This window comes from Labrys okinawensis (genome assembly GCF_002982075.1).
Taxonomy (GTDB): Bacteria; Pseudomonadota; Alphaproteobacteria; order Rhizobiales; family Labraceae; genus Labrys; species Labrys okinawensis_A.
The window spans coordinates 19748-32101 of sequence record NZ_PUEJ01000013.1 but is presented as its reverse complement, the minus strand read 5'-3'; the positions used below and the strand labels follow the sequence as shown (position 1 = coordinate 32101).

Genomic DNA, 12354 nt, shown 5'->3' with positions numbered 1-12354 from the left:
AGCAGACTGGATCGGGCCTTTCCGCAAGGTCCGTTCATTGAAGGACGGTATTGAGCCTCATGAGTTTCGAAGCATTTCACAGGGCCGCAATTTCCCGCAAATCACGACGTTCCGGCCTGCGTCGCGTGGCGATCGCCGTGCTCACCACGGCAGTCGCCACGGTGGGTATCGCAACGACGGCGCTGGCGGAGCCCTATCTGCTCGGTCCGGAGGACAAGCTCAAGATCAGAGTCTATGACTGGCGGGCTTCCTCCAGCGAGGTGCATGAATGGGCCGCGTTGACCGGCGAATTCGTGGTGGGCGCGTCCGGCAACGTCTCCCTGCCGCTCATTGGTGAGGTGCCGGCGGCAGGCAAGAGCACGGGCGACCTGTCTGTCCTGATCGGTGAGAAACTGCAGGCCAGCATCGGGCTCTCCAACCGGCCGGATGCCTCGGTGGAAGTGTCGACCTACCGGCCCTTCTATATATTGGGGATGGTGACCACGCCCGGCCAGTATCCCTATAAGCCCGGCCTTACCGTGCTCCAGGCCGTCAGCACGGCGGGAGGCGTGCTGCGCGTCTCCGATTTCGGTCTCCTCAGTTTCCAGCGGGAGAGCCTGGTCAATCGCGGCGATCTCAGGACCCTGGCGGTGGAACGGCTGGGGCTGCTGGCGCGCGAGGCGCGCCTCGATGCCGAGCTGCAGGGCAGTGATACCATTACCTTCCCCAAGGACCTGATGAGCCAGGCCGATACGCCGCAGGTCGCCCAGATGATGAAGGAGGAGCAGCTCCTGTTCGAAGCGCGCAAGCAGGCGTTGCGCTCGCAGGAGGATGCGATCAACCAGACCAAGAAGCTGCTCGGTTCGGAGATCGAATCCCTCAAGGCCAAGAGCCAGTCGCTGCAGCGCCAGCTCGAACTGGCCAAGGAAGAACTGGATAACGTCAACGGCCTGGTGTCCAAAGGCCTGGCCGTCGCCTCGCGCAAACTGGCGCTGGATCAGAACGTCTCGCAATTCGAAAGCAATCGCCTCGATATCGACCTGCTGATCTTGCGTGCCCAGCAGGACATCTCCAAGGCGGAACGCGATGTCGTCGACCTGCACAACAAACGGCGCAACGACATTCTGACCGAGATCTCCGATGTACGGGGCAAGATCTCCGTGAATGCCGAAAAGACGACCACGACACAGGGGCTCGTTTACAACGCCGAGGTGCAGGCGCCGCAGGCTGTGGTCTCCCAGATGGGCAACCTCAACAGCAAGCTGACCTTTGCCATCATCCGGCGGGTCGGGGACAAGACGCAGACCATCGAGGCGAACGAAGCCGATCCGGTCTATCCCGGCGACGTAGTGAGAGTGGAACGCTTGGGAGCTGCACCCAACGGCCAGGAGATCGTGCCGCACTCTTCCGCCTCTGCACAACCCTGATCGCCATCTGCGGGAAGGCGGCGCTTCTCGTCTCCCCGGTGCTGTCTTATCGGGCGTCATGGAAGATCAGGCCCACAGTGTGCCTGTGTCCCGAGCGAACACGGCTTACACCGTGGCGCAGATTGACGCGATAGGAGCCCCTGCTGCCCTGGACGGGCCGATTATGCACGGCGAAGGCGACGGCATCGCCCTGGCGCAAGGGCACGACTTCGACCCGGCTCTGCATGCGGGGCCGCTGTTCGGTGAGGACGAACTCCCCGCCGGTGAAATCGCGGCCGGGCTGCGAAAGGAGAATGGCGACCTGGATCGGGAAGGCCAGGTCGCCATAGAGATCCTGATGGAGGCAGTTGAAGTCTCCGGGCCCATATTGCAGCAGCAATGGGGTCGGCCGGTTCTGGCCGGCCGCATGGCAGGCCTTCAGAAAATCGGCATGGGCCGCCGGATAGGCCTCTTGGATTCCCATGCGCTCGTTCCACGCATTGGCGGTGGCGGCGAGGCGGGGATAGAGCGCGGTTCTGAGCTCACCAATCAGCGCTGGTAAGGGATAGGCGAAGTAACGATATTCGCCTCGGCCAAAGCCATGCCTGGCCATATGGATGTGGCTGCGGAAATGCCGTTCCTGATCGTAGAGATCGGCAATGCCCCGGCATTCCTCGGGCGAGAGCAGGCCGCCCAATACGGCGCAGCCATAATCGTCGAGTTCCTGCGCCAGGCCTTCCCAGTCATAGGCGGCGATCCGGTCGCCACCGGAAGAAGCAGGCGCAGGCGGGGAAACGGGTTGGGGGCGGGGATGGCCAGGCATGGGCTCGTCCTTTCGTCATCATGATGGGCTCACGACGACTCTAGGCTGGTCCGGTCGTCCCGACATTCCGATCTCTGCTGCCTGTCTTGTCGCACGATCGCGTACCGTCAAATAAGACGACACCGCGGGCGGCAAGCGCGCGGTGCGTTCAGAGACGGTTCGACGGTATCGGGGGTCAGTGTTTGGTCTGCGTCTTGGCGAAGCGGCACTCGGCGGCCATGGCAGCGGCATCCAGGCGCACCATGGCATCGGTGATGATCCTGCGGGCCTCGATCGGAATCTTGCCGCGCATGGCCAGGAAATCGCCGGCGCGGCGATGATCGGATTCGGGTAGGGCTTCGAGCTGCAACAGGGCATCGGCCCAGCGAAGGCAGGCCTTGACCTTTGCCGGGGATCTGCGGTCCCTGAGATTGGCTATCGCGTCATGCGTGGCGAACTCATATTCGAGTGCCGCTGCGATGGCCGGGTCTTTCGGCTCTTTCATGGATGCCTAGCTCACTGGGGTCGTTCGGGTGGAAGGTAGATTGCTCCGAGACAACTTAATGAAATCGATCTCAAAATGCAGACCGGCAAATTTGCGGGGTATTTTTAGGGTGATGCAGGAAAATCGATTTTTTCCTCGATCGAAAGTAGCAATCCATTCCACCATGCGGCCAGGAGACGTAGCTGTCGTGCCGCCGTCACGGTGCCAGATGACGTAAGGAGAGGCCTTGAGTGGTTTAGCGGCGTTTACGGCCCGCCGGTTTCGGGCGCCGGCATGGCCTTTCCTTCACTCCTTTTTTCTTCCCCATCTACCGCAAAGAGGTATGGGAAATCGGTAAAACCGGGGCCGGACACCGGGGTGGTCACCGCATTCCGTGTCGATTTTCCTCTCTTGGGGCGGCGTGATGCGCATGATCGGGAGCAGGGGTCGAAATCCGGCGGAACGGGCGATAGGATCGCCACCGCGTCGGGGATCGTCCTGTCCCCGGCGCCAATTCGAGGAGTCCGCCATGACGAACATTCCCACCACCCGGCTGCCGGATGGTTCCGCTATGCCCGTGTTCGGGCTTGGAACCTGGGGGATGGGGGAGCAGAGGCGTGAGGCTGCGGCGGAGGTCACCGCCTTGCGCGCCGGGCTCGACCTCGGCATTGGCCTGATCGATACCGCCGAGATGTATGGCAGCGGCGGTGCCGAACAGGTGGTGGGACAGGCGATCGCGGGACGGCGCGATCAGACCTATCTCGTCTCCAAGGTCCTGCCTTCGAATGCTGGCCGCCGCCAGGTGGTTCGCGCCTGCGAGGAGAGCCTGAAGCGGCTGGGCACGGACCGCCTCGACCTCTATCTCCTGCATTGGCGAAGCTCCGTGCCGCTAGAGGAGACGATCGCGGCCTTCGGCGAACTGAAGCAGGCCGGCAAGATCCTGCGCTGGGGCGTTTCCAATTTCGACGTGGATGACATGCAGGAGGTCGAAGCACTCAGCCCGGACTGTCAGGCCAACCAGGTGCTCTACAACCTGACGCGGCGCGGGATCGAGTACGACCTGATCGGCCATTGCCGCGAACGCTCCATGCCGATCATGGCCTATTCCCCCATCGAGCAGGGAGCGCTGGCCAGGAACCGGGTGCTGGAAGCGATAGCGCGCGAGCATGGGGCGACCCCCGCACAGATCGCGCTCGCCTGGGTGCTCGACAAGCCCGGAATCGTTGCCATTCCCAAGAGCCGTCATCCCGAACGGGTGAAGGAGAATCTGGGGTCGCTGGCGATCAAGCTCAGCGATGCCGATCGCAGCAGCCTCGACGCCGCCTTTTCGCCGCCGCGCCGCAAGCAGGGATTGGAGATGCTCTGAACCGCTCAGGCCCAGTTGCGCTTGCGCATAGGAACCAGGGGACCGAGGCTGTCGAGATAGGCCGAGCTTCCATTGTCGGCATAGGTCGACAGCACGACATTCTTGTCGCGGAACGATTTCAGCACCTGCCCGAGACCATTGGCTCCCTCGGTGCGAACCTGCCTGACGAGCCCGAGGTCGATGTTGATCGGGAAGATCTCGGTGGCCTGGCCGCATTGATGCAGCACCACGCCGGTGGGATCGACGACGAGCGAGCGGCCGACACCGCCGCCATCCAGACCGTTCACGTCGAAGACGTAGCAGGAGAACATCACCGCGGTAGCCTGGACGATGGCCAGTTCGGCCTGGCGATCGGTCGTGCCCGTCAGTACCGGGTGGATCAGCACCTCGACGCCCGCCGAGGTCAGGGTGCGTGTGGTCTCCGGGAACCAGATGTCGTAGCAGATCGACAGGCCGAAACGGCCGACGTCCGGCACGTCGAAGACCAGGAACTCGCTGCCGCCCGTCACACCCGCCTCGAACGGCATGAAGGGAAACATCTTGTCGTAGCGGCCGACGATTTCGCCGGCAGGATTGATCACCACGGCATGGTTGTAGGTCTTGCCTTCACGCTCCACGAAAACGCTGCCGGGAATGATCCAGATGCGATGCTTGGCAGCCAGCGCCTGGAAGACGGCCTCGTCCGCGCGAGGATCGGCGGCGGCACAGGCGTGCAGGGGCCCGTGCGCGGCCAGTTCGCTGAACACCACCATGTCGACGCCGGGATAGAGCGCGACCGCCTTTTCCAATTGGGCCGCCATCGCCGCAATGTTCTGCCCGGTGACCGGCACGGGCATCTGGATGCCGGCAATCAGGAAGCGGGAATTGTCCCGCCGCGGAAGCGGGGCCGATGCGTCGTTCACCTCGGGGTGAATGCCTGACATGTTTTTCCGGTTCTCATGGACTCACTCCAGTTGCCGGGTAGCGGTTTTCGCGGCGGAATCCAAGCGGAGCACGGAGCGGGGCTGTGGAGCGACGAGATCGTCGAGGGCCACGCCCTTGAACGGCTTGGTCGATTTCAGCACGATATAGCTCGACAGATTGCCGATCTTGGGGCCGAGCTTCAGCAATTCGTCCGACAGCATCTGATAGGAACCGATATCGGGGCAGACGAAGCGAACCAGATAGTCGATCGGACCGCTCACCTTGGTGCATTCCACCACATAGCGCATGGCCATCACCATCTTCTCGAAGGCGAGAAAATCGTCGAGGCCATGGCTGTTCAAGGTCACGGCGGCGATGACGTCGACATGGCGGCAGACTTTGGCGATGTCGATGCTGGCGTGGTAGCTCGAAATTACGCCGGCTTTTTCGAGACGCTTGACGCGCTGCAGGCAGGGGCTCGGCGACAGGCCCACCGCATCGGCAAGTTCCTGGTTGGTGGCGCGGGCATCGGCTTGCAGGCGCGCCAGGATGCGCAGGTCGACCTGGTCGAGCCGGATCGAGCCATCATCGTCTTTCATTGTTTCGCTCCCTGCCGCTCGACCTCCCGCCGCGACTCCAGCGGGCCCGCCTTTCTAGGCGGCATGAGGATACCCTGCGGGTGATCTCGTCAAGACGGGGCCTGGGTTCCCGGCGGCACAAACTTGCGCGCAGCCATGCTCGGACAGCAGCAAGTGTTGAAATGTGACGGAAATTTGGCAGCACTTTTGCTGGGTCCGACGCTACACTGGCGCACAATAAGAAGGCACCCGCAAGGGCAATCCAGGGGAAGTGAAACCATGGCGTCATCCCTCATCGAGCGGCTCACCCGCAAGAAGCCGGTCAGTCGACTGGTCGCCGATACCGCTGACAGCGGTGATGGCCACGGCCATCTCGGCCGCTCCATCACCTTGTTCCAGCTCACCATGTTCGGCGTGGGTGCCACGATTGGTACCGGCATCTTCTTCGTGCTGAGCGAGCAGGTACCCGTCGCAGGGCCGGCAGTGGTGATCTCCTTCGTCATCGCTGCCGTTGCAGCGGGGCTGTCGGCGCTGTGCTATGCCGAGATGAGCTCGATGATCCCGGTCTCCGGCTCTTCCTATTCCTACGCCTACGCCACGCTGGGCGAGGGCGTCGCCTTCTTCGTGGCCGCCTGCCTGGTGCTTGAATATGGCATCTCTGCCGCCGCGGTGGCGGTCGGCTGGGCCGAATATGTCGAGAAGCTCCTGAGCAATCTGACGGGCATCGTGCTGCCCGGCTGGATGATCAAGGGGCCGATCACGCTTCCTGACAGCGACAACCCCTTTGCCATGGCGTTTTTCGCCGACGGCTCCGGCCTGATCAACCTGCCGGCCGTGATCCTGGTGGCGCTGTGCTGCCTCTTGCTGCTGCGCGGCTCCAAGGAATCGGCCCGCACCAACGCCATCATGGTGCTGATCAAGCTGGCGGTGCTGACGCTGTTCATCGTGATTGCCGGCAGCGCTTTCAACGCTGCCAATTTCACGCCCTTCTTCGGGGAGAAAGGATTTAACGGCGTGCAGGCGGCGGCCGCGTCGATCTTCTTCACCTTCGTGGGCCTCGATGCAGTGTCGACGGCCGGCGAGGAAGTGGTCAATCCCAAGCGGAACCTGCCGCTCGCTATCATTGCGGCCCTGGTGATCGTCACCTCCTTCTATGTCCTCGTCGCCGTTGCCGCTCTCGGCGTGCAGCCGGCCAGCCAGTTCGACGGGCAGGAAGCGGGCCTCGCCACCATCCTCCAGAACATCACCGGCGCGGCCTGGCCTGCCAATCTCCTTGCGGCCGGCGCAGTGATCTCGATCTTCTCGGTGACGCTGATCGTGCTTTACGGCCAGTCGCGCATTCTGTTCGCGGTGTCCCGCGACGGCATGCTGCCGGCCATCTTCCATGACGTGAACCCGCGCACCATGACGCCGGTTGCCTGCACCATCATCGTCTCGGTCTTCGTGGCTCTGATCGCCGCCTTCGTTCCGGCCGGGCTGCTGTGGGATCTCACCAGCATGGGCACGCTGGTGGCCTTCACCGTGGTCTCTGCCGGCGTGCTCATCCTGCGTTATACCCAGCCCGACATGCAGCGCGGCTACCGGGTCCCGTTCGGCCCGGTGCTGCCGATCCTCTCGATCATCGCCTGCGTCTATCTAATCCTGCGGCTGAGCGGCATCGTCTACGCCATTACCGGCGTGTGGATCGCGATCGCGGCGCTGCTCTACTTCACCTATTCGGCCCGCCATTCGCGGCTGGAGATCCCTGACAACGCCGTCGGCGAGGCAGCCCAATGAAATATCTCGTTGGCCTTTCCGCCGACCAGGGCGGGCGCGAGGCGCTCGCCCTCGGCGCGGTGCTGTCGCGCTCCTGCGGCGCCTCCCTGGTCGTGTGCACCGTCACGCCCGATACCTGGGGCCCGCCGTCGCCGGCGCGTGTCGATGGCGAGTATGGCAATTTCCTGCACCAGCACGCCACCAAGGCGCAGGAGAAGGCCAAGGCGAGCCTGCCTCCCGATGTCCAGGCCGAATTCGTCATCGTCTCCGCCGCATCCGCCCGTGAAGGACTGCTGCAGGTGGCCTCCGACATCGGTGCCGACTGCCTGGTGCTGGGCTCGACCCGTGCCGCCCCGCTCGGCCGTTTCGGGGAGGGGCATGTCACCACGGATGTGCTGCGCTCGGCTCATCTGCCCGTCGCCGTGGCGCCACGGGGCTATTCAGCCGATGCGAGGACGCAGGTGCGGCGGCTGAGCTGCGCCTTTGCCGGCAGTGCCTCTTCGCCGGGGCTGGCCAGGCGCAGTGCCGATCTTGCCCAATTGCTCGGCGTTCCCCTGCGCCTGGTGACTTTGGTGGTGCGCGACAAGCAGATGTATCCGACCGGCGCAGGCTATGACGCCGAGAACATCGTCTCCAACACCCTGCGCGAACAGGCAAGCGCTGCGCAGGCCGCCGTCCTCGATCATTGGGACGGGCCTGTCGAGATCTCCGGGGAGATCGGCGACGGCAAGAACTGGAAGGCTGCTTTCGATTCGCTGCTCTGGGCGAATGCCGAATTGCTGGTGGTGGGCTCGAGCAGCCTGGGGCCTCTGATGCGAGTGTTCCTCGGCTCCAACTCCAGCAAGATCGCGCATAACTCGCCGGTACCCTGCCTCATCCTGCCGCGCGTGGACGAGTAGGGCATTACCGGGTACCAAAAACTGGGTCCTCGGGGCCCAGTTTACTCGAAGTTCAGGGGTGGGCGGTCGCGCAGGAGTGAGCGCCGGCTCCATCGGAGGAAATCATGACGGCCAAATCCTTCAACCAGCCGCTCGGCGGAAACGAGATGCCGCGTTTCGGCGGTCCCGCTACCATGATGCGGCTGCCGACGCAGCCGACCACGGAGGGGCTGGACGCCTGCTTCGTCGGCATTCCCATGGATATCGGCACCTCGAACCGGCCGGGCACCCGCTTCGGGCCACGCCAGATCCGCACCGAATCCTGCATGATCCGCCCCTACAACATGGCGACCCGTGCCGCCCCGTTCGACAGCCTGCAGGTCGCCGATATCGGTGACGTCGCCATCGATACCTTCAACCTGCCCAAATGCGTCGACATCATCACCGACGCCTATCGCGAGATCATCAGGAATGGCTGCCGGCCACTGACGCTGGGCGGTGACCACACGCTGAGCTATCCGATCCTGCGCGCCATGGCCGAGAAATACGGACCCGTCGGCCTGATCCATGTCGATGCCCATGCCGATATCAACGAACATATGTTCGGGGAGCCGATCGCCCATGGCACGCCCTTCCGCCGGGCGGTGGAGGCAGGCGTGCTCGACACCAAGCGCTGCGTGCAGATCGGCGTGCGCGGCACCGGCTATGCCGCCGACGATTTCGACTGGCCGCGCGAGCAGGGCTTCCGCGTGGTACAGGCCGAAGAGTGCTGGCACAAGTCGCTGACGCCGCTGATGGAGGAAGTTCGCGCCCAGGTCGGCAGCGGACCCGTTTATCTGACCTACGATATCGACAGCCTCGATCCCAGCATCGCCCCCGGTACCGGCACGCCGGAAATCGGCGGCCTCACCACCATCCAGGCGCTCGAGATCATCCGCGGCTGCTGGGGCCTCAACCTGGTCGGCTGCGATCTCGTCGAAGTGTCGCCGCCCTACGATCCGGCCGGAAACACCGCGATCACCGCGGCCAATCTCCTGTTCGAAATGCTCTGCGTGCTCCCGGGCGTGCAGCGGCGATAGACCTCAAGAAGCGGTGCATCACATGTCAGGCTCGTCCCTCACCGCCGGCGAATATCTGGTCAGGCTGCTGGAATCCTATGGCGTCGACCTGATCTTCGGTATTCCCGGCGTGCATACGGTGGAACTCTATCGCGGCCTGCCGGCCACGAAGATCCGTCATGTCACGCCGCGCCATGAGCAGGGCGCCGGCTTCATGGCCGACGGCTATGCCCGAGTGACGGGCAAGCCTGGCGTGTGTTTCATCGTCACCGGCCCGGGCATGACCAACATCGCCACTGCCATGGGCCAGGCCTATGCGGATTCGGTACCGATGCTGGTCATCTCGGCGGTGAACGCGCGGGAGCAGCTGGCGATGGGGCAGGGGCGGCTGCACGAACTGCCCTCCCAGCGCAATCTGGTGGCCGGGGTTAGTGCCTTCAGCCATACGCTGCTCGATCCCGATCAGCTGCCCGAGGTGATGGCGCGCGCCTTCACCGTATTCAATTCCCAGCGCCCGCGTCCGGTACATATCGAAATTCCGCTCGATGTCATCGTGGCGCCGGCCGGCCACCTGCCGACACAGGCCTGGCCGCTGCCGGCCAAGGCCTCCGCGGGCGCGGTCGATATCGAAAAGGCCGCGTCCATCCTCAAGAGCGCCAGACGCCCGCTCATCGTGGCGGGGGGCGGCGCGGCCGATGCGGCGGCCGAGATCACCGCCATCGCCGGCAAGCTCGATGCGCCTGTCTTCACCACCATCAATGGCCGCGGCATCCTGAAACCCGGCCACCCGCTCGCCCTCAACGGCAATCTCGGCATGGAGCCTCTGCTGGAGGAACTCGCAGCCAGCGATGCGATCCTCGCCATCGGCACCGAGTTCGGCGAGACAGAAATGTACCCCGAGCCCAAGCCGCTCGATTTCGGCGGGCCGCTGATCCGTATCGACATCGATCCGCTCCAGCTCGCGGCCGGCCTGCGCTGCGACCTGCCGATCGCGGCCGATGCCAAGCTGGCGGCCTGCGCCCTTTCGGCCGCTCTCGGCGAGGGACGCCCGGCGGGTGAGGGCGAGGCACGCGCCAAGGCCGTGCGAGCCAAGGTCGAGGCCGGCCTGTGGCCTGCCTGCCGCGTGCACGGCAGGTTGATGGAGATCGTGACGAAGACCCTGCCGGACGCGGTTGTGGCCGGCGACCAGACAGAGCCGGTCTATGCCGTCAACCAGTTCTACCAGGCACCCCAGCCCCGATCCTTTTTCAACTCCTCAACCGGCTATGGCACGCTCGGCTATGGTCTTCCCGCGGCCTTCGGCGCCAAGCTCGGCGCGCCGGACCGCCCGTCCGTCTGCCTGATCGGCGATGGCGGCCTGCAATTCTCCCTGCAGGAACTGGCGAGCGCCGTCGAATCCAGGATCGCCACCGCCGTGATCATCTGGAACAACACCTCCTATGGCGAAATCAAGGCCTTCATGGCGGACAGGGATATCCCGCAGATCGGCGTTGACATCTTCACGCCGGACTTTGTCGGCCTGTCCCGCGCGCTCGGCTGCGCGGCGGCGCTGCCTGGCACCATCGAGGAATTGACGCAGGAGCTTGCCGCCTCCGCCACGCGCGACGTGCCCACCGTAATCGAGATCCGGGCGGGCTCGTCGTTGGCATCCGCATTGGCGCAATGAGGGCCTCCATGCAGCACCAGCTCTTCATCGACGGTCGCTGGCAGGATCCCCTGGAACCGGGGCAAATTGCGGTCTTCGATCCCTATCGAGGCGTTGCCTATCACCAGGTCGCGGCAGGCGGTCCTGCCGATGTCGCCAAGGCGGTCGAGGCAGCGAAGGCGGCGTTTCCGGCCTGGCGCGCCGCCGGAGGCCGTGAACGGGGGCGTCATCTCAAGGCGATCGCCGACAGGCTGACCGAAAGGGCGGAGGAGCTTGCCCGCATCTCCTCACGCAACAATGGCAAGCCGCTCGGCGAAGCCCGGATCGACATGGCGGATGCGGCCGCGTCCTTCGCCTATTACGCCGAACTGGCGGCCGATCTCGAAGCCAGCCAGGATCGGACCGTGCCGGTGCCGGATGCGGCCTTCGGGGCGCGTCTGCGCCGCGAGCCGGCGGGTGTCGCCAGCCTGATCGTGCCCTGGAACTTCCCGCTGGTGACCACCTCCTGGAAGGTGGCGCCGGCGCTGGCGGCTGGCTGTACCGTCGTGCTGAAACCATCCGAAATCACGCCCGTGGTCGAGCTGGAGCTTGGTGTCATCGCCGCCGAGATCGGCCTGCCGCCCGGCGTGCTCAACATCGTGACCGGCACCGGTGAGCGGGTCGGGGCGCCGATGACGGTGCATCCGGATGTAGCGAAGATTTCCTTCACCGGTTCCAATGCAGTGGGCGCGCGGGTGATGGCGGCCGGTGCCCCCGGTACCAAATCGGTCAGCCTGGAACTTGGCGGCAAGTCGCCGATCGTGGTCTTCGGTGATGCCGATTTCGACCAGGCGGTGGAATGCATTCTCGGCGGCATCTTCTTCAACGCCGGCCAGATGTGCTCGGCGACCTCGCGCCTCCTGGTCGAGCGCTCGATTGCTCCCAGGCTGGTAGAGGCGGTGGTGGCGGCGGCGCGTGCCCTCAGACCGGGCGATCCGCTTGACGAGGATACCCAGATCGGCCCGATCACCATGAAGCCCCAGCACGACAAGGTGCTGTCCTATATCGGGCGCGGCAAGGCCGATGGGCTCAAGCTGCTGACCGGCGGCGGCAAGCCGGCCGGGTTGGACCAGGGGTGGTTCGTCGAGCCCACCATCTTCGGGGACGTCCCAGCCGACAGCCCGCTCTGGCGCGAGGAGATCTTCGGTCCCGTGCTATGCGTGCGCAGCTTCGAGACTGAAGCCGAGGCGATCGAACTCGCCAATGACAGCGATTTCGGCCTGGTGGCCACCGTCGTCAGCGAGGATGGGGACAAGGCCAATCGCGTCGCCGATGCGCTGGAGGCCGGCCATGTCTGGATCAACAGCCCGCAGGCGATCTTCGTCCAGACCTCCTGGGGCGGCTTCAAGGCCAGCGGCATCGGCCGCGAGCTCGGCCCCTGGGGGATGTCGTCCTATCTCGAGGTCAAGCACGTCACGACGCGCTTGACACGATAGCGAGCGGGTTTGCTAGGGTCTGACC

The 12354-nt window shown here is 64.6% G+C and carries 11 protein-coding genes; 7 read left to right on the top strand and 4 right to left on the bottom strand.

Going from position 1 to position 12354, the window contains the following annotated elements; genetic code table 11:
* Nucleotides 1-59: 59 nt before the first annotated feature.
* Nucleotides 60-1406, top strand: a complete 1347-nt coding sequence (locus tag C5L14_RS26575) for a polysaccharide biosynthesis/export family protein (RefSeq protein ID WP_105865079.1) — start codon at nucleotides 60-62, stop codon at nucleotides 1404-1406.
* A gap of 46 nt (nucleotides 1407-1452) precedes the next feature.
* On the opposite strand, the gene C5L14_RS26570 is transcribed toward C5L14_RS26575, so the two are convergent.
* Together C5L14_RS26570 and C5L14_RS26565 are read right to left on the bottom strand one after the other, a co-directional pair.
* Nucleotides 1453-2208 carry a 2OG-Fe(II) oxygenase gene (locus C5L14_RS26570; protein ID WP_105865078.1) on the bottom strand — a complete coding sequence of 252 codons (756 nt, stop codon included), beginning with the start codon at nucleotides 2206-2208 and terminating at the stop codon, nucleotides 1453-1455.
* A 175-nt stretch (nucleotides 2209-2383) separates the two neighbouring features.
* Nucleotides 2384-2692: a hypothetical protein gene (locus tag C5L14_RS26565; protein ID WP_105865077.1), complete on the bottom strand. Its 309-nt coding sequence runs from the start codon at nucleotides 2690-2692 to the stop codon at nucleotides 2384-2386.
* 508 nt (nucleotides 2693-3200) lie between these two features.
* Between C5L14_RS26565 and C5L14_RS26560 the strand changes: the two genes are divergently transcribed.
* The gene (locus C5L14_RS26560) at nucleotides 3201-4037 is read left to right on the top strand and encodes an aldo/keto reductase (RefSeq protein ID WP_105865076.1); all 837 of its coding nucleotides are present in this window, start codon (nucleotides 3201-3203) and stop codon (nucleotides 4035-4037) included.
* A gap of 5 nt (nucleotides 4038-4042) precedes the next feature.
* Here C5L14_RS26560 and C5L14_RS26555 read toward each other — a convergent pair whose 3' ends face one another.
* Complete coding sequence (locus C5L14_RS26555; protein ID WP_209431086.1) at nucleotides 4043-4960, bottom strand: carbon-nitrogen hydrolase family protein; 918 nt, start codon at nucleotides 4958-4960, stop codon at nucleotides 4043-4045.
* A gap of 21 nt (nucleotides 4961-4981) precedes the next feature.
* Nucleotides 4982-5539, bottom strand: a complete 558-nt coding sequence (locus C5L14_RS26550; protein WP_105865075.1) for an Lrp/AsnC family transcriptional regulator — start codon at nucleotides 5537-5539, stop codon at nucleotides 4982-4984.
* A gap of 258 nt (nucleotides 5540-5797) precedes the next feature.
* On the opposite strand from C5L14_RS26550, the gene C5L14_RS26545 reads away from it, so the two are divergent.
* From C5L14_RS26545 to C5L14_RS26525, 5 genes are all read left to right on the top strand, one after another.
* A complete protein-coding gene (locus C5L14_RS26545; protein WP_105865074.1) occupies nucleotides 5798-7294 on the top strand; it encodes an APC family permease in 1497 nt (498 codons plus the stop codon).
* Nucleotides 7291-8172, top strand: a complete 882-nt coding sequence (locus tag C5L14_RS26540; RefSeq protein ID WP_105865073.1) for a universal stress protein — start codon at nucleotides 7291-7293, stop codon at nucleotides 8170-8172. Before C5L14_RS26545 ends, C5L14_RS26540 begins: the two co-directional genes overlap by 4 nt.
* Nucleotides 8173-8276: 104 nt before the next feature.
* On the top strand, nucleotides 8277-9230 hold the full coding sequence (gene speB, locus C5L14_RS26535) for an agmatinase (protein ID WP_105865072.1): 954 nt from the start codon (nucleotides 8277-8279) through the stop codon (nucleotides 9228-9230).
* Between the two features lie 22 nt (nucleotides 9231-9252).
* Nucleotides 9253-10875 (top strand): 5-guanidino-2-oxopentanoate decarboxylase, encoded by a 1623-nt coding sequence (locus C5L14_RS26530; RefSeq protein ID WP_105865071.1) that lies wholly within the window; start codon nucleotides 9253-9255, stop codon nucleotides 10873-10875.
* 8 nt (nucleotides 10876-10883) lie between these two features.
* Nucleotides 10884-12329 carry an aldehyde dehydrogenase family protein gene (locus C5L14_RS26525; RefSeq protein ID WP_210203295.1) on the top strand — a complete coding sequence of 482 codons (1446 nt, stop codon included), beginning with the start codon at nucleotides 10884-10886 and terminating at the stop codon, nucleotides 12327-12329.
* The last annotated feature ends 25 nt before the right edge of the window (nucleotides 12330-12354 follow it).